The 21288-nt window shown below is 69.8% G+C and carries 14 protein-coding genes and 1 pseudogene; 9 read left to right on the top strand and 6 right to left on the bottom strand.

The window, feature by feature from the left end; translation table 11 throughout:
• Positions 1-2 precede the first annotated feature (2 nt).
• Genes FRW57_RS24860 through FRW57_RS02975 form a run of 3 tightly spaced genes read right to left on the bottom strand, consistent with a single transcriptional unit; the run spans position 3 to position 5177 of the window.
• Entirely contained in the window at positions 3-1427 is a 1425-nt protein-coding gene (locus tag FRW57_RS24860; RefSeq protein ID WP_152185252.1) for a maltokinase N-terminal cap-like domain-containing protein, read from the bottom strand.
• Complete coding sequence (treS, locus tag FRW57_RS02980) at positions 1420-3141, bottom strand: maltose alpha-D-glucosyltransferase (RefSeq protein WP_137122862.1); 1722 nt, start codon at positions 3139-3141, stop codon at positions 1420-1422. Before treS ends, FRW57_RS24860 begins: the two co-directional genes overlap by 8 nt.
• Positions 3141-5177 (bottom strand): alpha-1,4-glucan--maltose-1-phosphate maltosyltransferase, encoded by a 2037-nt coding sequence (locus FRW57_RS02975; protein ID WP_275263090.1) that lies wholly within the window; start codon positions 5175-5177, stop codon positions 3141-3143. Before FRW57_RS02975 ends, treS begins: the two co-directional genes overlap by 1 nt.
• 171 nt (positions 5178-5348) lie before the next feature.
• On the opposite strand from FRW57_RS02975, the gene glgP reads away from it, so the two are divergent.
• The 7 genes from glgP (at position 5349) to FRW57_RS02940 (ending at position 15783) form a co-directional block, all read left to right on the top strand.
• A complete protein-coding gene (gene glgP, locus FRW57_RS02970; RefSeq protein WP_152185251.1) occupies positions 5349-7937 on the top strand; it encodes an alpha-glucan family phosphorylase in 2589 nt (862 codons plus the stop codon).
• A 54-nt stretch (positions 7938-7991) separates the two neighbouring features.
• Positions 7992-9059 (top strand): LacI family DNA-binding transcriptional regulator, encoded by a 1068-nt coding sequence (locus tag FRW57_RS02965; RefSeq protein WP_152185250.1) that lies wholly within the window; start codon positions 7992-7994, stop codon positions 9057-9059.
• 152 nt (positions 9060-9211) lie between these two features.
• Positions 9212-10552 (top strand): ABC transporter substrate-binding protein, encoded by a 1341-nt coding sequence (locus tag FRW57_RS02960; RefSeq protein WP_152185249.1) that lies wholly within the window; start codon positions 9212-9214, stop codon positions 10550-10552.
• A 13-nt stretch (positions 10553-10565) separates the two neighbouring features.
• A complete protein-coding gene (locus FRW57_RS02955) occupies positions 10566-11537 on the top strand; it encodes a carbohydrate ABC transporter permease (protein ID WP_137122866.1) in 972 nt (323 codons plus the stop codon).
• Positions 11530-12372, top strand: coding sequence for a carbohydrate ABC transporter permease (locus FRW57_RS02950; RefSeq protein WP_202911656.1), 843 nt, complete (start codon positions 11530-11532; stop codon positions 12370-12372). The genes FRW57_RS02955 and FRW57_RS02950 overlap by 8 nt, the downstream gene beginning before the upstream one ends.
• Positions 12372-14372, top strand: a complete 2001-nt coding sequence (locus FRW57_RS02945; protein ID WP_238384811.1) for a cellulase family glycosylhydrolase — start codon at positions 12372-12374, stop codon at positions 14370-14372. Before FRW57_RS02950 ends, FRW57_RS02945 begins: the two co-directional genes overlap by 1 nt.
• Before the next feature lie 10 nt (positions 14373-14382).
• On the top strand, positions 14383-15783 hold the full coding sequence (locus FRW57_RS02940; RefSeq protein ID WP_137122867.1) for a GH1 family beta-glucosidase: 1401 nt from the start codon (positions 14383-14385) through the stop codon (positions 15781-15783).
• A 26-nt stretch (positions 15784-15809) separates the two neighbouring features.
• Here FRW57_RS02940 and FRW57_RS02935 read toward each other — a convergent pair whose 3' ends face one another.
• A complete protein-coding gene (locus tag FRW57_RS02935) occupies positions 15810-17072 on the bottom strand; it encodes a GNAT family N-acetyltransferase (protein ID WP_137122868.1) in 1263 nt (420 codons plus the stop codon).
• Between the two features lie 105 nt (positions 17073-17177).
• Positions 17178-19421, bottom strand: coding sequence for a glycogen debranching protein GlgX (gene glgX, locus FRW57_RS02930; RefSeq protein ID WP_152185248.1), 2244 nt, complete (start codon positions 19419-19421; stop codon positions 17178-17180).
• Positions 19422-19455: 34 nt separating this feature from the next.
• Here glgX and FRW57_RS02925 point away from each other — a divergent pair, with 34 nt between their 5' ends.
• Both FRW57_RS02925 and FRW57_RS02920 read left to right on the top strand, forming a co-directional pair.
• On the top strand, positions 19456-19962 hold the full coding sequence (locus FRW57_RS02925; RefSeq protein WP_202911697.1) for a hypothetical protein: 507 nt from the start codon (positions 19456-19458) through the stop codon (positions 19960-19962).
• Entirely contained in the window at positions 19959-20738 is a 780-nt protein-coding gene (locus FRW57_RS02920; RefSeq protein WP_137123168.1) for an enoyl-CoA hydratase/isomerase family protein, read from the top strand. The genes FRW57_RS02925 and FRW57_RS02920 overlap by 4 nt, the downstream gene beginning before the upstream one ends.
• Positions 20739-20760: 22 nt before the next feature.
• On the opposite strand, the pseudogene FRW57_RS22935 reads toward FRW57_RS02920, so the two are convergent.
• Positions 20761-21288 (bottom strand): annotated as a pseudogene (locus FRW57_RS22935) (hypothetical protein); the annotation flags it as partial.

Here is a 21288-nt window from a genome sequence, read left to right as displayed (position 1 = left end):
GGTCAGCTCCTCGAGCCCGCGACGAGGCGGGCGATCGCGGTCGTGGGGATGGAGATCCAGCTCGGTCGGTTGTGGGCCTCGTAGACCACCTCGTAGAGCGCCTTGTCGAGCTCGAGGGCGTCCAGCACAGGGGCGTCGGCGCGCGGATCACGTCCTGCCGACTCGCCGTAACCCTCGAGGAACGCCGTTCGTGCCGCCGTGGCCCAACGGGCCCGGTCGAGACCGTTGTCCTTGGCGACCGACCCGGCAGCGTAGTCGAGCGACCGCAGCATGCCCGCTACGTCGCGCAGTGCCACGTCCGGCTCGGAGCGCTCGGCGAGGGGGCGCATCGGCTCGCCCTCGAAGTCGAGCAGCACCCATCCCCGCCCCGGGGCGTCGAGCACCTGCCCCAGGTGGTAGTCGCCGTGGATCCGTTGCAGGACGGGCCAGTCCGCACGCTCAGCGGCGACGTAGAGGTCGTCGACGGCGTCCGCCGCACCCGCCAGCGACGGCACACTCGCGATCGCGTCACGCAGCCGGGCACGCATGCGTTCCACCAGCTCCGACTTCTGCTGGGGAGTCGGCGCCTCGGTGGGCAGCACGGTGGCGAGGACCTGGTGCACCTCGGCCGTGGCGCGTCCGAGCGCCCGGGCGCCGGCGCTGAAGTCGCGGTCCTCGTGTGCCGCCGCCAGCGCCTCACGCCAGGCGTCCTGCACCCCTGGGAGGAACTCCTGCACGAAGGCGACGTGCCCACGCGCGGTGCCTCCTGCGACGGACTCGTCGGGCCATGCGGCGCTCACGTCGCCGACGGGGGTCGGCACACGGTCGCACCCTGCCTCGGCCAGAGCCGTCTGCAGGACGACGTCGGGGTTCTCGCCGCAGTGCAGCACGCGAAACAGCTTGCCGATCACCGGTCGTGGCGCCCCGGCAGTGTCGACGGCGTCGTAGATGACCGAGGTGTTCGACTGCTCGCCCGAGAGCACGTGGGAGTCCAGGACCCGAAGGTCCGGGGCCACGGCGGCACAGCGGGCGACCACGGCAGGCTCGGGCGTGTCCGAGACGCTGCCGGCCTGGGCGGTCACTCGTCCCAGCACGAGCTCGAGCAGCTGGGTGGTGAACACGGGGTCGTGCGGCGCGTCATAGACCCAGCGTCGTCCGAGGACGCTGTGTTGCAGCGTGCCGACCAGGGCATGGTCGGCACCCTCCAGGGGCGCACCGCGATAGGTCAACGGCACCTGGTAGACGACCGGACGGGTGCCCGAGTCGTCAGCCACCACGAGGATCTCGATGCCGACCGCACCGCTCGGGTCGTCGAGCCGCCACGACCAGAGCGAGCGCAACCGTGGCTGGTGACCCTTCGCGGCATACCAGCGTTGACGTGCCATCCAGTCCGGCAGGAGCTCGAGCTTGGTCGGCGTCAGCGTCGCGTGGTGGTGGACCTCAGCCATGGACGAGGCCTCCCGGAGCCTGCAGGCCCAGCCAGAAGAAGTCGCGTGACCCGAGGGTCAGCATGACCGAACCGTCGTCGGAGACGGGGGGAAAGCCGGTGCCGCCGAAGAGGTCGACCAGCTGGCGGCCCTTGAACACGTCCGGGAGACGGATCGTCGTGGCCTGCGGCCGGCTGGACATGTTGTTGACGCACAGCACGCTGGCGAAGCCCTCGACCTCCGAGCTCTCCTGGGGGTCCATCGCGCGGGTGAACGCCAGCACCGCCTCGTTGTCTGCGGTGCATGACTCGAAGACCCCCATCCCGAAGACCGGGTGCCGCGACCTGACCTGCAGCATGCCGCGCATCCAGTGCAACAGTGAGGCGCCAGAGGCCATGTTGGCCTCGACGTTGACATTGTTGTAGTGGTAGATCAGGCTCGAGATGACCGGGAGGTAGAGCTTGCCCGGGTCCACGGAGGAGAAGCCGGCGTTGCGGTCGGGCGTCCACTGCATCGGGGTGCGGACGGCGTCGCGGTCGGTGAGCCAGATGTTGTCGCCCATGCCGATCTCGTCGCCGTAGTAGAGGCAGGGCGAACCGGGCAGGGACAGCAGGAGGGCGTTGATCAGCTCGATCTCGGCCCGGCTGTTGTCGAGCAACGGCGCGAGTCGGCGGCGGATGCCGACGTTGGCGCGCATCCGCGGGTCGGGCGCGTACCAGCCGTACATGGCGACGCGCTCCTCCGGCGAGACCATCTCGAGGGTGAGCTCGTCGTGGTTGCGCAGGAAGGTCCCCCACTGCGTGCCCGGTGGGATGGGTGGTGTCTGTGCCAGCACGTCAATGATCGGCGCGGCCTTCTCCTCGCGCAGCGAGTAGTAGAGCCGAGGCATGACGGGGAAGTGGAAGCACATCTGGCACTCCGGTGCTTCCGGTGTGCCGAAGTAGTCGACCACCTCGGAGGGGAGCTGGTTGGCCTCGGCCAACAGGATCCGGCCGGGGTACTCCTCGTCGACCATGGCCCGCAGCGACGCGAGGAACTCGTGCGTCCGCGGGAGGTTCTCGCAGTTGGTGCCCTCCTCCTCGAACAGGTAGGGGACGGCGTCGAGGCGGAACCCGTCGATCCCCATGTCCATCCAGAAACGCACGACGTCGAACATCGCCTCCTGGACTGCGGGGTTCTCGAAGTTGAGGTCGGGCTGGTGGGAGAAGAACCGGTGCCAGAAGAACTGTCTGCGGACCGGGTCGAAGGTCCAGTTGGAGACCTCGGTGTCCACGAAGATGATCCGGGCGTCGGAGTACTTGTCGTCGGTGTCGGACCAGACGTAGAAGTCGCCGAAGGGACCCTCCGGGTCGGCGCGCGAGGCCTGAAACCACGGGTGCTGGTCGGAGGTGTGGTTCATGACCAGGTCGGTGACGATCCGGATTCCGCGCGCGTGCGCCTGCGAGACCAGCTCGGTGAACTCCGGCAGGGTGCCGAACTCGGGCAGCACGGCCGTGTAGTCGGCGATGTCGTAACCACCGTCGCGCAACGGCGAGGCGTAGAACGGGGGCAGCCAGAGGGCGTCGATGCCGAGCCACTGCAGGTAGTCCAGCCTGCCCACCAGGCCGCTGAAGTCGCCGGCGCCCGAACCGTTGGAGTCGTCGAAGGCGCGGACGAGGACCTCGTAGAAGACAGCCTTGCGGAACCAGTCGGGGTCGTGCTTGAGGCCCGGCTGGGCCAGGTTGAGACCCTGCATCAGAACCTCCTCACGTGGATGATGTGCGCCGGTTCGCCGTCCGGGCCGAGTCTGACGAAGTTGTGCTCCCCCCAGTGCCAGGAGTCCCCGGTGACCAGGTCGTGGGCGAGGAAGGACTCGTCGTGCTCCATGCCCAGGGCGTGCATGTCGAGGTGCAGCCATGACTCGCGGGTCGCATGGGGGTCGACGTTGGCGACGACGATGACCACGTCGTCGCGGCCGTCGACGGTCCTTCGCTTGGAGAAGGCGAGGAGGTTCTCGTCGTCGACGTGGTGGAAGGAGATGTTGCGCAACCAGTGCAGGGACGGGTGCGCGGCGCGGATCTCGTTGAGCCGCTTGAGATAGGGCGCCAGCGTCTGGCCGGCGCGGGCGCCGCCCGGCTCGCGCTCGAACCACTTGCGGTCCTTGTACTCGTACTTCTCGTTGTCGATCTGCTCCTCGGCGCCCGGCCGGGCCACGTGCTCGACGTGCTCGTAGCCGGCATAGATCCCGTAGGTCGGCACCATGGTTGCGGCGAGCGCGGCGCGCACCTTCCAGGCGGTTGGGCCGCCGTACTGCATGTAGGGCGTGAGGATGTCGTGGGTCGTCGGCCAGAAGGACGGGCGCATGTAGGTCGCGGACTCACCCGCGAGCTCCCGGACGTATTCCTCCAGCTCCCACGTCGTGTTGCGCCAGGCGTAGTAGGTGTAGGACTGCTGGAAACCCACCTTGGCCAGCGCGTGCATCATCGCCGGGCGGGTGAACGCCTCGGCCAGCCAGATGACGTCCGGTGTGTCGACGGCGACATCGCTGATCAGCCACTGCCAGAACTCCAACGGTTTGGTGTGGGGGTTGTCGACCCGGAAGATCTTGACGCCGTGGTCGATCCAGACCTGGACCACCCGGCGCACCTCGGCGTAGATGCCCTCCGGGTCGTTGTCGAAGTTCAGCGGGTAGATGTCCTGGTACTTCTTGGGCGGGTTCTCCGCGTAGGCAATGGTGCCGTCGGCCCGCGTGGTGAACCACTCCGGGTGGGACGTGACCCATGGGTGGTCCGGTGCGCACTGCAGGGCCAGGTCGAGCGCGACCTCCAGCCCCAGGCTCTCGGCCCTGCCCACGAAGGCGTCGAAGTCGTCGAAGTCGCCCAGGTCGGCGTGGATGGCGTCGTGCCCACCCTCGGCCGAACCGATGGCATAGGGGGAGCCGGGATCGTGCTCGTCCGCGGACAGAGTGTTGTTGGGACCCTTGCGGCCCACCATCCCGATCGGGTGGACCGGCGTGAGGTAGACCACGTCGAAGCCCATGTCGGCGATGGCGGGCAGCCGCTGCGCCGCGGTCTCGAGCGTCCCGGACGTCCACCGTCCCGTCTCCTCGTCCTGCCACGCGCCCTCGGAGCGGGGGAAGATCTCGTACCACGCGCCATACAACGCTCGTTCCCGCTCGACGAGCCAGGGGTGCTCCTTGCTGGGGCTGACCAGGTCCCGCAAGGGGCGCGCCGCGATCTCGCGCTCCACCTGGGGCGAGGTGCCGGCCTCGAGCCGGACCATGGCAGGTCTGCTCACATCGCGCAGCGCGACCACGGCGTCGCGCAGCGGCTGCGCCTGCTCGGGCGTGCGGGTGACCTCCGTGACGGCCCGTTCGAGGACCCGGGCGCCCTCCTCGAGCATGAGCTCGGTGTCGACCTCGGCGGCGACCTTGATGGAGGCGTCGTGCTCCCAGGTGCGATAGGGGTCCGACCAGCCCTCCACCCGGTAGGACCACATCCCGACCCCGTCGGCGCCGACGACCGCGGACCAGTGGTCGAGGCCGGCGGAGACGAGGGTCATCGGCACGTGCTGCTCGCTGCCGTCCGGACCGGTGAGCACCACGGTGGCGTTCACCGCGTCGTGGCCCTCCCGGAAGACGGTGGCGGTGACGTCGAACTGCTCGCCGACCACCGACTTGGCGGGTCTGTCTCCGCAGTCGACGCAGGGTCGGACGTCCTGCACGGGAATGCGGCCCACGGGGATCTGGGCAGCGGCGGTCAGAGGGCTGGCAGTCGTGGCGCGGGCTGTCACGCAGCAGACGCTACTCGTTCCGCGGCCAAACGCGAGCGGCCCGCGCCCACGAGGGTGCGGGAGCGTGCGGGGCGCAGGCTCGGCCCGGCCGCGAGACGGTGCCTTCCAGATGGCGGACGGGTCCGTGGCTGGGTGCCCGGCCGGGCACCCAGCCGCCTATGCTCTTGGCCCGTGAAGGCAATCCGACGTTTCAACGTGCGCACCGTCCTGCCCGAGCGCATCTCCGCTCTCGGTGACCTGGCGATGAACCTGCGGTGGTCGTGGCATCCCCAGACCCGCGACCTCTTCCAGAGCATCGACCCGCAGCGCTGGGAGGCAGTGCGCCGCGAGCCCTCCGGTTTGCTGTCAGCGCTCTCGGCCGACGAGCTGCAGGGACTCGCCGCCGACGACGCCTTCGTGGATCGGGTGGACCAGGCCGCGGCCGGGCTGCGTCGGTACCTCGAACGTCCCCGGTGGTACCAGCAGTGGTCGCAGCAGCAGGAGGGCGGCGCGGACGCGCACCCGCGCAGCATCGCCTACTTCAGCCCGGAGTACGGCATCACCGCGGCCCTTCCGCAGTACTCCGGGGGCCTCGGCATCCTCGCCGGTGACCACCTGAAGACGGCGTCCGACCTCGGCGTGCCGATCGTCGGCGTGGGCCTGTTCTACAAGACCGGCTACTTCAAGCAGTCCCTGGACGCGGCCGGGTGGCAGCAGGAGACCTATCCCGTGCTGGACCCCGACGACCTGCCCCTGTCGTTGCTGCGGGAACAGGACGGCAGCCCCTGCGCGGTCACGGTGGAGCTGCCTGCCGGACGGGTGCTGCACGCCCACGTGTGGAAGGCCGAGGTCGGTCGGGTCCCGCTGCTGCTGCTCGACTCGGACGTGCCGCAGAACGACGACGCGGCCCGAGACCTCACCCACCGCCTCTACGGCGGTGGCGGGGAGCAGCGCCTCCAGCAGGAGCTGCTGCTCGGGATCGGCGGGGTGCGGGCCCTGCGGCTGTGGTCGCGGTTGACCGGTGCGCCGGACCCGGACGTCTACCACACCAACGAGGGCCACGCGGGCTTCCTCGGCATCGAGCGGATCAGTGAGCTCGTCACCGGCCACGGACTCACCTTCGACGAGGCCGTGCAGGCGGTGCGGGCGGCCACGGTCTTCACCACCCACACCCCCGTGCCGGCCGGCATCGACCGGTTCGGGAAGGACCAGATCGAGCTCTACTTCGGCGGCCACAACGCGCTGCCGGGCGTCCCGGTGGACCAGCTCGTGGCGCTGGGCGCCGAGACCTACCCCGGTGGCCAGCTCGACGTGTTCAACATGGCCGTCATGGGGCTGCGGCTGGCCCAGCGGGCCAACGGTGTGTCGAAGCTGCACGGGGTCGTCAGCCGGGAGATGTTCGACGGCCTGTGGCCCGGCTTCGACGACGTCGAGGTGCCGATCACCAGCATCACCAACGGGGTGCACGCGCCGACGTGGGTCGACCGGCTGGTCTATGACCTGGCCGAGCGTCACCTCGGCTCCACCGACCTGGAGCGCGACGACGCGTGGGAGTCGATCGACCAGATCCCCGCCGAAGACCTCTGGGCGACCAAACGCGAGCTGCGCAACCAGCTCGTGACCGAGGCCCGGAGGCGGGTGCGGTCCTCGTGGCTCAAGCGTGGCTCGACGGCCGCGGAGCTCAGCTGGGTGGACGAGGTGCTCGACCCGGACGTGCTCACCATCGGGTTCGCCCGCCGGGTGCCGACGTACAAGCGGCTCACGCTGATGCTGCGCGACCCGGACCGGCTGAAGAAGCTGCTGCTCGACCCGGAGCGGCCGATCCAGCTCGTGATCGCCGGCAAGGCACACCCGGCGGACGAGACCGGCAAGAAGCTGATCCAGCAGATGGTGCAGTTCGCCGACGACCCCGAGATCAGGCACCGCATCGTCTTCCTGCCCAACTACGACATCGCCATGGCGCAGTACCTCTACCCGGGGTGCGACGTGTGGCTGAACAACCCCCTGCGGCCGTTCGAGGCGTGCGGCACCTCGGGGATGAAGGCGGCCCTCAACGGCGCGCTCAACCTGTCCATCCTGGATGGCTGGTGGGACGAGTGGTACGACGGCGAGAACGGCTGGGCGATCCCCACGGCGGACGGCGTCGAGGACGCCGACCGGCGCGACGACATCGAGGCCGCGGCCCTCTACGACTTGATCGAAGGACAGGTCGTGCCCCGCTTCTACGACGTCGCCGACGGCAAGCTGCCGGCGCGCTGGCTGTCCATGATCAGGCACACCCTCAACACGCTGGGGCCCAAGGTCCTGGCCTCACGGATGGTGCGCGAATACACCGAGCGTCTCTACGTGCCCGCGGCCAGGGCCGGCTGGGCGATGGAGCGACCGGGCTGGGCGGGCGCCAAGGAGCTCGCCGCCTACACCACGCGGGTGCGTGACGGCTGGTCCGCGGTGCACGTGGACCACGTCGAGTCGCAGGGCCTGTCCGACTCGCCCCAGATCGGCGACCGGCTGCACGTGCTGGCCTACGTCTCGCTCGGTGACCTCTCCCCGGACGACGTCGAGGTGCAGTTCGTGCACGGGCGGGCCAACGAGCTCGACCAGCTGAGCGACGTCGAGTGCGTCCCGCTGGCGCACTGCGAGGCCTACGAGGCGGGACGGCACCGGTTCGAGGGCGATCTGGCGCTGAGCCGCACCGGTCCCTTCGGCTACACGGTGCGGGTCGTGCCCCGGCACGCCGGTCTGGCCCACGCCAGCGAGCTGGGACTGGTCGTCAACGCCTGATCCCGGCCGCAGCCGGACTGGACTACTGAACTGGTTCAGTGAGACTCTTCGGACATGGACGTGCAGGCGGGGAGAACCGGACCGGGTCCGGGCAACGGCGGGCAGCGGGTGACGATGAGCGATCTCGCGCGTCGGCTCGGCATCTCCAAGGCCGCCGTGTCGTATGCGCTCAACGGTCAACCCGGTGTCGCCGCCGAGACCCGGGAGCGGGTGACCCGGCTGGCGGCCGAGCTCGGCTGGCACCCCAGCAGCAGCGCGCGTGCACTGTCGGCCAACCAGACCGGGGTCGTCGGCCTGGTGCTCTCGCGGCCCGCCGAGCTGCTCACCGTCGAGACGTTCTTCATGCGCTTCCTCGCCGGTCTGGAGCGGGTCCTGTCGGAGCGGGGCAGCAGCCTGTTGCTGCGGGTGGTCGGCGACCGGCCGGAGGAGGAGCTGCGCACCTACGAGCGGTGGTGGGGTGAGCGACGCATCGACGGGGTGATCCTCCTGGACGAGCGCTACCACGACCCCCGGATCGCCGCGGTGGAGCGGATCGGGGTGCCGGCGGTGCTCTGCGGAGGCCCGATCAAGGGCACTTCCATCCCGTGCCTGTGGACCGACCAGGCGGCCGATTCCCGTTCTGCGGTCATGCATCTCGCGGAGCTAGGACATCGGCACATCGCACACATCAGCGGCCCGTTGGAGTTCGCGCACGAACGGGGGCGACGGCGCGGGGTGCGCCGGGCAGCCACTGCCCTCGGGCTCGAGGTCACGACCGTCACCTCGTCCTACATGGGGCCCCAGGCGGGAGAGATCACTGGCGAACTGCTCGACTCTCCGCAGCCGCCCACCGCGATCATCTACGGCAGCGACGTCATGGCCCTCGGCGGTCTGGCGGCAGCGTCCCAGCGACGCGTGCGCATCCCACGGGACCTGTCGGTCATCAGCTGGGACGACACCAACCTGACGACGGTGGTGCACCCCCCACTGACCGCCCTCGAGCGCGACACCCCCGGCTTCGGCGCCCTCGCGGCGACCGTGCTGCTCGACCACATCCATGTCGGTCGGGACGGTTTGATCCAGGTGCCGCCGTCCACGCTGCGCGCCCGGGAGAGCACCGGCCCGGCTCCAGCCGCCGGCTGAGGGCCGGCCGAGTCGGCTCTGCCGGCAAAGGTCAAGATTTGGTAACGGAAGTCTCCCGGGCTACTGACAACTGAACCGGGTAAGTGCTCCAATGGAGAGATCATCCCGGACACGGACACGCGACCGGTCCCGCAGAAGCACAGGGAGTCCCCGTGAAGTCTCGAACCATTGCCTCAACCGTCGTCCTGCTGGCGGTCGCCACCACGGCCGCCTGCGGGGGGTCGACAGAAAACGCCTCGAGCGGAGGTGGCAGCGGATCCACCGCCGGTGGCAGCACCACCATCACCTACTGGGCCAGCAACCAGGGCACGAGCATCCAGAACGACAAGGAGGTGCTCGGCCCGGAGCTGAAGAAGTTCGAGAAGCAGACCGGGGTCCACGTCGACCTCCAGGTCATCGGCTGGCCGGACCTGCTCAACAAGATCCTCGCGGCGACCACGAGCGGCCAGGGCCCGGACGTGCTCAACATCGGCAACACGTGGGCGGCCTCGTTGCAGGCGACCGGTGCCTTCATGCCGTTCGACAGCAAGGCGTTGGACGCGGTCGGCGGCAAGGACAAGTTCGTCGAGGCCTCGTTCGCGACCGGCGGTGCGCCGGGCAAGGACCCGACCTCGGTGCCGCTCTACGGTCTGGTCTACGGCCTCTACTACAACAAGAAGATGTTCGCCGACGCCGGGCTCCAGCCGCCCACGACGTGGCAGGAGCTGATGACCGACGCCAAGAAGCTCACCAACCCGAGCAAGGGCGTCTACGGCATGGCCATGGAGGGCGGCAGCTACACCGAGAGCGTCCACTTCGCCTTCATCTTCGGCCGACAGAACGGTGGTCAGCCGTTCGACGACAGCGGCAAGCCGACGTTCACGACCCCCGGGATGGTCGCGGGGGTGAAGCAGTATGTCGACCTGATGAGCCAGAAGGTCGTCAACCCGAGCAGCGTGCAGTACAAGAACGGGCCGGAGGCGCCGACGGACTTCGCCAAGGGCAAGGCCGCGATGCTGATGAGCCAGAACAACGCCGACAACGTCCTCCAGGCCAACGGCGGGATGAAGCCGAGCGAGTACGGCGTCGTCGCGATCCCCGCCCCGAACCCGCTGCCCCCGGGCGGCAAGGACGTCGCGAGCTTCGTGGCCGGCATCAACCTGTCGATCTTCAAGAACACCAAGAACAAGGACGCCGCGCTGAAATTCGTGAATTTCATGACGAGTCCGGAGGAGCAGGCCATCCTCGACAAGCCCTACACGGCGCTGCCGGTGGTCAAGAACGGCACGGTCAACTTCACCAGCAAGAAGGACGAGGCCAAGGCCTTCGCCGAGGTGCTGGCCAACAAGTCCGAGCCGCTGCCTCTGGTCCCCGCGGAGTCGGCGTTCGAGACCAACGTCGGCAACGCGGTCAACGGGCTGCTGGCCCAGGCCGCCACCGGCAAGACCGTCACCGACGCGGACATCAAGGCCGCCCTGCAGCAGGCCCAGGACAAGATGGCCTCGGCGAGCTGACGAGAACCCGCAGATGACCCTCACCACGCGTGCCGAGGCTTCCCAGAAGCCCGGCACCGGCAGACCGGCGCGGCGTCGCTCCCTGTCCTGGGGGCGCGCCACGCCGTTCCTGCTGGTCGTGCCGGCGGTGCTGTTGGAGCTGATCATCCACATCATCCCGATGCTCGTCGGGGTCTGGATGAGCTTCGTCGAGCTGACCCAGTTCTTCATCGCGAACTGGTCGGCCGCGCCCTTCGTCGGGTTCGGCAACTACGGCATCGCGCTCGACTTCTCGGGCTCCATCGGCAAGAGCCTGGTGCACTCCTTCCTCATCACCTGTCTCTACACGGTGATCGTGGTCGCCGTCGCGTGGGCCTTCGGCATGGCCGGAGCCCTGGCGCTGCAGCGCAGGTTCCGGGGACAGGGCACGCTCCGGACGCTGTTTCTCGTGCCCTACTCCCTGCCGATCTACGCCGGCATCATCACCTGGAGCTTCATGCTCCAGCGCGACAACGGCCTGGTGAACCACGTGCTGCTCGACAACCTGCACGTCATCGACACCCCGACCTTCTGGCTGATCGGCAACAACGCCTTCACGTCGATGGCGGTCGTCAACATCTGGCGCGCCTGGACCTTCGCCTTCCTCATGCTCATGGCCGGGATGCAGAGCGTTCCCGACGAGCTCTACCAGGCCGCAGCCGTGGACGGAGCCGGCACCTGGAAGCAGGTCCGGTACATCACCCTCGGGGTGCTGAAGCCGGTCAACGTCGTGCTCGTCCTGATGCTCTTCCTGTGGACCTTCAACGACTTCAACACCCCGTTCGTCCTGTTCGGACCGACCCCGCCCCCGTCCGCCGACATCATCTCGATCCACATCTTCAGCAACTCGTTCGTCAACTGGAACTTCGGCCTGGGCGCCGCCATGTCGGTGCTGTTGTTGCTGCTGCTCCTCGTCGTCACGGGGATCTACCTCCTCGTCACCAGCCGGAGGTCGCGCCGTGCATGAACAACGCTCCTTCAAGGTCTTCCGGTGGGTCACCATCATCTTCCTCGGCGCCTTCACCCTGGTCCCGCTCTATGTGATGGTCACCTCGGCGCTCAAACCGCTCGGTGACGTCCAGGGTGCGTTCCACTGGTGGCCGACGCACCCGACGCTGCGGCCCTTCGTGGACATCTGGAGCACGGTGCCGCTGGCGAGGTACTTCGTCAACAGCCTGATCGTGTGCACTGTCTCCACGGTCCTCAGCGTCGTCATCGCGATCTTTGCCGCGTATGCCGTGTCGCGCTACCGGTTCCGCGGCCGCCGGTTGTTCACCGGCACCGTGCTGTCCACACAAATGTTCCCGGGCATCCTGTTCCTGCTGCCGCTGTTCCTGATCTTCGTCAACATCGACAAGACGCTCGGGTTCACCCTGCTCTACCAGACCCGCGTGGGCCTGACGATCACCTACATGACCTTCTCCCTGCCGTTCTCGATCTGGATGCTGGCCAGCTACCTGGACGGGATCCCGCGTGATCTCGACGAGGCCGCGCGGGTCGACGGGACCAGTGCGATGGGGGCGCTGTTCCGGATCGTGCTGCCGGCGGCCCGGCCCGGCGTCATCGCCGTGGCGGTCTACTCGTTCATGACCTCCTGGGGCGAGATCCTCTTCGCCTCGCAGATGACCAACGACAGCACCAAGACGCTGTCCATCGGGCTGCAGTCCTACTCCACCCAGATCAACGTCTACTGGAACCAGGTCATGGCCGCGTCACTCGTGGTCAGCGTGCCGGTCGTCATCGGCTTCCTGCTGCTGCAGAAGTACCTGGTCGCGGGCCTCACCTCCGGCGCGGTCAAGTAGTGGCCGCCACCCAGGGCCGCGGCATGCAGCGGCCGGGGAGCAGTGTCTCCGTCGCCGGCCGGCCGGTCACCTGGCTGGGCGTGAACTTCTGGTCCCGCACCGGGGGGCCGCTGATGTGGCGCAACTACGACGGTGCCGTGGTCAGGGCCGAGCTGCGCGTGCTGCGCGAGCACGGCCTCGGTCTCACGCGGTCGTTCTTCTACTGGCCCGACTTCCACCCGGAGCCGCACCGCCTCGACGAGACCCTGTGCGAGCGGTTCGCCGACTTCCTCGAAGCCCATGGCGAGGTCGGCATGACGACGATCCCGACCTTCATCGTCGGGCACATGTCGGGGGAGAACTGGGACCCGGTGTGGCGGCAGGGTCGCGATCTCTACCGCGACACCTGGATGGTGGCCCGGCAAGCCTGGTATGCGCGGGAGCTCACCTCCCGATTCGCCGCCCATCCCGCGGTCGCGGGCTGGCTCGTCTCCAACGAGATGCCCATCTACGGCGAGCCGGCCGAGCGCGAAGCGGTCTCGAGCTGGGCCGAGCTGATGGTGCAGGCGATTCGCGCAGGGGGAGGAACCCAGCCGGTCTCCATCGGTGACGGCGCCTGGGGGATCGAGGTCACCGGCCGGGACAACGGCTTCTCGGTGCGCGACCTCGGCGCCATGAGCGACTTCGTCGGGCCGCACGTCTACCCGATGGAGGACGACGTGGTGCGCCAGCACCTCAAGGCTGCGCTGACGTGCGAGCTGTCGGCGGTGGCGGACCGGCCGGTCGTGCTCGAGGAGTTCGGGCTCAGCAGCGACTTCGTCTCACAGGAGCACGCGGCGCACTACTACCGGCAGGTCCTGCACCTTTCCCTGCTCGGTGGCGCCACCGGCTGGATCGCCTGGAACAACACCGACTACGACCACCTGGTCGACCAGGACCCCTATCGGCACCACGCGTTCGAGATGCACTTCGGCATCACCACGAACACGGGCGAGCCCAAGCCGCCCCTGCGGGAGCTCGCCGCCTTCCGGACGGTTCTCGACGCCGTCGAGCCGACCCGCTGCGAGCGGTGGCCCACGCAGACGGCGCTGGTCGTGCCGAGCTACCTCGAGATCGGCGCGCCGTTCACCCACGACGAGCACGAACGCCAGCACGTGTTCTCAGCCACGGAACAGGCCCACATCGCGGCGCGTGAGGCAGACCTGCGACCCGGCTTCGAGCGCGAGACGGACGGCATCGCGGGTGGATACAACCTCTACCTCGTCCCCTCGTGCAAGGCGCTGACCGCCCCGGCGTGGCACCGGCTCGATGAGCTGGCCAGGTCGGGTGCGACGGTGTTCGTGTCCTACGGCACGGGAGACAGCCCGTTCCAGCGCGGGCCGTGGTGGCCGACCACCGAGCGGCTCTTCGGCGTCCGGACCCTGCTGACCTACGGGCTGAACGACCCGATCGAGGACGAGACCGTCGAGCTGGTGATGGAGCGCCCGTGGGGGCACCTGCCGGCCGGCGCCACCCTGCGGTTCAGAGCGGGCGGCGGCGCGCACGGCCGGGCCCACCTGCCGGTCGAGCCCGCTGGGGCGGAAGTGCTGGCCCGCGACTCCCACGGCCGGGCCGCCCTGCTGCGCCACGAGATCGGCGCGGGTCAGGTGGTCCTGTGCACCTATCCGATCGAATACCTCGCTGCCGCGACCGCGCGGGTCAACCCCGAGGACACCTGGCGGCTCTACCGGGCTTTGGCCTCTGCCGCCGACCTCAGCCCGCCGGTGGGCGTGGACGATCCCGCCGTCCTCGTCGACGGACTGACTCACGAGGACGGGCGGCGCTTTGCCTGGCTGGTCAGCGAGGCACCCCACCAGCTCACCGTCCGACCCGAGGTCGAGCAGGGCCACCAGCTGTGCGAGATCGGGCAGGCCGTCGGGGTCGACGAGGTGACCCTGCCACCCTACGGCGTCCGGGTCCTCGAGCTGATCCGCACGCCTGCGCCCGAGGCCGAGACCACACCCACCATCCGCACCAGCTGAGGAAATTCAGATGAGCAGCCAAGACATCGCACTACCACCGGGATTCGAGTTCGGCGTCGCGATGGCGTCCTACCAGATCGAGGGCGCGGTCGACGAGGACGGACGCAGTCCCTCGATCTGGGACACCTTCAGCCACACGCCGGGCAAGGTCGTGGGCGGGGACACGGGCGACGTGGCGTGCGAGCACTACCACCGCTATCCCGAGGACGTCGCCCTGATGGCGGACCTCGGCGTGGACAGCTACCGGTTCTCGGTGGCGTGGCCGCGGATCCAGCCGGATGGCAAGGGACCCGCCAACGCAGCCGGTCTGGCCTTCTATGACCGGCTGACCGACGCCCTGCTGGAGCGTGGCATCACACCGACCGCGACTCTGTACCACTGGGACCTGCCGCAGGCCCTCGAGGACGCCGGCGGCTGGCGGCTGCGGGACACCGCGGAGCGCTTCGCGGAGTATGCCGCGCTGGTCACCGACCACCTCGGCGACCGGGTGACGCGCTGGATCACCCTCAACGAGCCCTACTGCTCGTCGATGCTCGGCTACGCGACCGGGCGGCACGCTCCCGGAGCGAGGGAAGGCGACGGGGCCCTGGCCGCGGCGCACCACCTGCTGCTGGGGCACGGCCTGGTGGTCCAGCAGTTCCGCGACCGCGCCGCCGCCGACCACCGGGTCGGGATCACCCTCAACCTGGAGCCGGTCGCCCCTGCGTCGGACCGCCCCGAGGATCGCGCCGCCGCCGACCGCGCGCTCCTGGCCTCCAACCTGCTGTTCAGCGACCCCGTCCTTGCCGGGCGCTACCCGGAGCTGGCGCGCACGGCATACGAGGGAGTCAGCGACCTGTCCTTCATCCGGGAGGGAGACCTGGCCACCATCGGCGCCCCGATCGACTTCCTGGGCATCAACTACTACTTCCCCCTGAACGTCGAGCAGGCTCCCCACGACGAGCCGGACCCCGCCCGCCGGACGGCCGACGACCTCGGCTACGCCCAGGTCGTGCGCGACGACGAGCCGACGACCGTGATGGGCTGGCCGGTGGAGGCGGACGGGCTGCGCCGGCTGCTCGTCTGGCTCCACGACACCTACCCCGGCCTGCCGCCGATCTACATCACCGAGAACGGCACGGCGGGGCTGGACACCGTGGCGGACGACGGCACCGTCGACGATCGGCTCCGGGTGCGCTACCTGTCCGACCACCTCGGCGCCGTCGCACAGGCCATCGACGAGGGAGTCGACGTGCGTGGCTACTACTGCTGGTCGCTGCTCGACAACTTCGAGTGGGCCGAGGGATACCGGATGCGGTTCGGCATCGTGCACGTCGACTTCGACTCGCAGGTGCGCACCCCCAAGGCGAGCTACCACTGGTACCGGCGGCTGATCGCAGACCACCACGCGGGCGCGGCCCCGACGGGCTGACCACCCGACCACCCCCGAAAGTGGGGTCAGAAGCCCACTGCTCCAGCCGCCGGCTGCGGCATCCGCAGCGCCTTGTCCAGCCGGCGCACCGCGCCGTCGCGCAGCTCCTCCACGAGTCCCGCGGTGTGCCGGACGACGAGGCTCTGTGAACCGAGGTAGACCGAGGCGAGCACCTGGGTGGTCAGCCGCAGGTCCGGTTCGTCGTCGGTCCGCGCGACCCGGGCGGTGCCGTCGTCGCCGACCGTGAGCCGCCACCGGCCGTGGTTCCACTCGCACGCGGCGTCCTCGACGTCCAGGACCAGGTCGACGGACTCGGCATAGCCCCGTTCCTCGAGCGCTCGGGGCAGGTCGACCAGCCGGAGCCAGAGGCTGTCCGCCGTCGGCCCGTGGATGGTGCGCGGACCACCGGCCCAGTGGACGACGGGGTCGTCGACGCCGCGGCCGTGCAGGACGACCGAGCTGGTGAGGTCGAGGTCGACCAGGCGGCGGACGAGCGCGAGCTCCGCCGCCGGGTCACCCACGAGCTCGCCGACCTTGACGGTGCCCTCGGGTCGCCCTTCCTCCCACTTCTCCGCGCGGCGGAACCACGCGTAGCCGACGTCGACGCCGTCCCGCACGGCGAACAGTGCGCGCTGTGGTTCCTTGTCGCGTGTCGTCTGCGGGGTGTCCCGCCCGAACATCTCGTAGGTCATCTCTTCGCGCACCACGGAGCCGAGCCGGGTCCGCCCGGCGTGCAGCGCCGCCGCCCGCATCCGCGCGGCGACACCAGCGTGTCCGGTCGTGGCGAGCCGGGTCCGGAGCTGCTGGACCTCCTCCTCCAGCCCGGGTGCGGTGAGCGTCGCTCCCCGCGCCAGCGTCAACCGCGTCTCCCACGAGGCGACGCCGTAGCCGTGTCGGCCGTAGATCGACGGCTCGCTCGCGTGCAGCGCCGACAGGCCCGACCAGTCGCCCTCACGGACCCGCCCGAAGTGGTCCTGCAACATCGCCGTCAGGACCCCCCGGCGTCGTTCGTCGGGGTGCACGCCCACGAAGGTGAGCCCGCTGACGGGCACCTGCCGCAGGCTCTCGTGCGGCCCGGGCACCGTGACGGTCAGCGCGTAGACGCCGTAGACGCCGGCGTAGTAGGCCGGGTCGCCACCCGCGACCTCGGCCCCGAACCGCTGGTCCTCCCGCAGCCCGGACAGCGCCCGAGCGGCTGGTTCTGCCGAGGGCTCGGCAAACCACACGAGCTCGTCGGTGTCGAGGTATCGCTGGGCATCATCGGCCGGGACCACACGCACATCTGCCATCCGACCAATGAACCGTCACCCCGGGGCCCAGCGCAACCGGGTTTCCCGACTGGGCTCCGACAAAGGCGGCGCCAACGGCCCCTCGAGAGGCCGTTGTCGCCGCAGCTAGCGACAGGGGTGGGTCACCGCGCGGTAGACCCGAATGCTGGCACCGGTGACGGTGACCGCCTGGCAGGGCCCGACCGGCGCGGCGTTCACCAAGGTCGCCGCGGGGCGCTCCTGCGCGCTGTCCCACCACAGCTCGTATGACGTCACGTCGGTGATGCTGGGCAGGTGGACCTCCGTGTCGCCGTGTCCGCCGTGGAAGACGACCAGGGCCGAGTCGGCCTCCAGCAACGAGCCGTCGAGGAACAGCAGGAGGGTGCGGCACCGCGGGTCGTTCCAGATCCCGTCGTGCATCGGCGCGCCGTCGGCGGCATACCAGTGGTCGAAGGCCGTCCCGTCGGGCCGCACCGACCGGCCGTCGAAGAACGCGCGCTGCCGGAAGATCGGGTGGTCGCGGCGCAGGCCGACCAGGAAGCGGCTGGTGGCGAGCAGGTCCTGCTGCCAGTCGGCGAGCTCCCAGTCGAGCCAAGAGATCTCGTTGTCCTGGCAGTAGGCGTTGTTGTTGCCCCGCTGCGTGCGGCCGAGCTCGGCGCCGGAGCTGATCATCGGCACGCCGGTGGAGAACAGCAGGGTGGCCAGCAGGTTGCGGAGGGACCGCCTGCGTGCCGTTGTCGTCGGGGGGTCGTCCGTGGGGCCCTCGGTGCCGTGGTTCCAGGTGTGGTTGGTGTCGCTGCCGTCGCGGCCGTCCTGCGCGTTGGCCTCGTTGTGCTTGTGCTCGTAGGCCGTGGTGTCGGCCAGCGTGAAGCCGTCGTGGGCCGTGACGAAGTTGACCGACGAGAGGGGACCGCGGTCCTCCGGGCCGAAGAGGTCGTTGGACCCGGCCAGCCGCGTCGCGAGCTCCCTCACCCCGTGGCCGGGCTGGCCCGCGGCGTCCCGCGCCACGTCGGGGAGCCAGAAGGTGCGCACCCCGTCGCGGAACCGGTCGTTCCACTCGGCGAACGGCGGTGGGAACTCTCCCGTGTGCCAGCCGTGCGGGCCCACGTCCCACGGCTCGGCGACCAGCTTGACGCGGGACAGCAGGGGATCGGTGCGCAGCGCCACCAGGAAGGGGTGGTCGGGGTCGAACGCGTCGTCCATGCCACGGGCCAGGGCCGGTGCCAGGTCGAACCGGAACCCGTCGACCCGCATCTCGCGCACCCAGTAGCGCAGCGAGTCGAGCACCATCCGACAGGTGTCGATGTTGCGCAGGTCCAGCGTGTTGCCGCAGCCGGTCACGTCGACGTCCTGCCCCCGGCCGTCGAGCCGGTAGTAACCGCGGTTGTCGAATCCCCGCCACGAGAGGGTGGCTCCCTCGTGCCCGCCCTGCTCCGCGGTGTGGTTGTAGACGACGTCGAGCAGCACCTCGAGCCCGGCGGCGTGCAACAGCTTGACCATGCCCTTGAACTCGTCGAGCACCCCCTGCGGGTCGTCGGCGGCGGCGTAGGCGGCGTGCGGCGCGAAGAACCCGAGGGTGTTGTACCCCCAGTGGTTGGTCAGGCCCTGCCGCACCAGGGCCGGCTCGTGGGTGAACGCCTGCACGGGGAGCAGTTCGACGGCGGTGACCCCCAGGGAGGTGAGGTGCTCCAGCACGGCGGGGTGCGCCATACCGGCAAAGGTGCCGCGCAGGTGCTCAGGCACGCCGGGGTGTCGTGCCGTCACGTTGCGCACGTGCGCCTCGTAGACGACCGTGCGGTCCCAGGGGACGAAGGGTGAGTTGTCCTCACCCCAGTCGAAGCCGTCGCCGAGCACCACACCGCGAGGCACGTATGGCGCGCTGTCGCGTGGGTCGCGCTGCTCACCGCTGCCCCGGAAGGCCTCGTCCACGACGTGGCCGAAGACCTCCGGCCGCCACGTGACCTCGCCGTCCACCGCCCGGGCGTAGGGGTCGAGCAGCAGCTTGTCGGGGTTGTGTCGCTGACCCTCGTCGGGAAGCCAGGGGCCGTGCACGCGGTAGCCGTAGCGCTGTCCAGCACCCACGTCAGGCACGCTGCCGAACCACGTGCCGTGCGCCTGCTCCACCAGCGGGATCCTGCGCTCGAGGCCGCTCTCGCCTCTCGTGTCCTCCCGGTCTCCGAAGAGGCACAGCTCGACCGCATCCGCGTGACCGGCGTGCACGGCGAAGTCGGTGCCCTCGGGCGTGATCGTCGCCCCGAGCACCGGGGGCAGGTCGGGAGATCGTGGTATCCGTCTGGCCGCGTTCCGCGGCGGCTGGGTCGCTCCGCTCCATCCTCGCCGCTCGTCGCCGCTGCTCCGTGGGGCCTGCATGGTGGTCAGCCTAGGCAGTGGTTACCGTTAGCCCATGACTGATCCGAGCTCCCTGCCCAACTTCCCCCCGCCCAGCGACGAGCGTCCCCTGCGCGGCCGTGTCCTCGACGCGCTGCAGGACGAGGGTTTCCGCCCCGACATCGACGAGGACGGCGACGTCTCGTACAAGGTGCAGGGCCAGCAGCTCTTCGTGCGGTGCATGGAGGGCGACTTCGACATCATGCGCGTGTTCGGCCAGTGGCAGATCGGCGAGGACGTCCCCCAGGACCTGCTGACCCAGCTGCAGACCTGCAACGACCTGACGCTCGGGCTCAACATCATCAAGGCGGGCATCGCCTCCGGCACCCTGGTCATGACCGGCGAGCACGTCGTGCGCCCCGAGACCGACATCAAGGCGATGCTGGAGGTCACCAGCCAGCTGATCCTGTCGGCCGTGCAGATGTGGCACCAGGCGATCCTCGGTGACGGCACCATCACCCCGCCCGGTGGCGGCGAGCCCGGCGGCCCCGGCGCGCCGGGCGAACCGGGCGCCCCCGCGTGAGTGAGTTCGTCCGGTTCGAGGTGGCGGACGGGATCGGCACCATCCGCCTGTCCAAGCCGCCGATGAACCCGCTCGACAGCGACCTCCAGGAGGGGATCCGCGCGGCGTCCGCGGAGGCGACCTCGCGCCGTGACGTGGCCGCGGTCGTGGTCTACGGGGGCGAGAAGGTGTTCGCCGCAGGGGCGGACATCAAGGAGATGCAGAAGCTCTCCTACACCGACATGGTGGACCGGGCCGGCACGCTGCAGGCCTCCTTCACGGCGGTGGCCCGCATCCCGAAGCCGACCGTCGCCGCGATCACCGGCTACGCGCTCGGCGGCGGCTGCGAGCTCGCGATGGCGTGCGACTTCCGGGTCGCCGGCGAGAGCGCCAAGCTCGGACAGCCGGAGATCCTGCTCGGCATCATCCCCGGCGCCGGTGGCACGCAGCGACTGCCGCGGCTGGTCGGGCCGGCCCGGGCCAAGGACATCATCTTCAGCGGCCGGTTCGTGCCGGCCGACGAGGCGCTCGCGATCGGCCTGGTCGACGAGGTCTGTGCCGACGACGAGGTGTATGCCGCTGCGCGCCGCCGCGTCGAGCGCTACGTCGGCGGCCCGGCCTACGCGCTGCGGGCGGCCAAGGAGGCGGTCGACCGCGGACTGGAGGTCGACCTCGAGACGGGCCTGACGATCGAGCGCGCCGCGTTCACCGGTCTGTTCGCGACCAGGGACCGGGAGATCGGCATGACGTCCTTCGTGGAGCAGGGTCCGGGCAAGGCGACCTTCGAGGGTCGCTGACCACGGCCCGGCTGACGCCTGTTCAGGAGAGCGTCAGCTGGGCCTGCTTCCCGGTGAGGCTGGGCACGTCGTCCTCGATCCCGGCCTGCTCGAGGGAGACCTCGGCGTGGCGACCACGCAGCTGCAGGGTGCCGATCTGGTTGCCGAAGTAGGGCCCCTTGAGCGGCTCCCACTCGAGGCCGATCGGCGGGACCTTGGCGAGGGCGTCGAGGATCGCGCGGACCGCCCGCTCGGTGGCCCGGTTCCAGGTGACGCGGAAGACGAACTGCATCGCCGGCGGCACGTGGTTGTGCAGCGGGGAGCAGGTCAGCTGGTAGATCTTCGACTGCACCGTCCCACCCAGCTCGGCCTTCGCGACGTAGGCGTGGTGGACGTCCCCCGAGAGCACGCAGATGGTCGCGGGAGCTGTGCCACTGGTGCCCGCCCGCTCTCCGCGGCCGACCGAGGCCAGCAGGTCGGCGAGGGCGTCGAACGAGGCCCGGAACGCCGCCCAGTGCTCGAGGTCGGCCCGCCGGCGCAGCCACTCGGCCCAGCGGGCGACGAGCCGACC

The sequence above is a fragment of the Segeticoccus rhizosphaerae genome (assembly GCF_009192725.1).
GTDB classification, from domain to species: domain Bacteria; phylum Actinomycetota; class Actinomycetes; order Actinomycetales; family Dermatophilaceae; genus Segeticoccus; species Segeticoccus rhizosphaerae.
The sequence above is the reverse complement of the archived record's forward strand: the minus strand, read 5'-3'. Positions and strand labels throughout refer to the sequence as shown.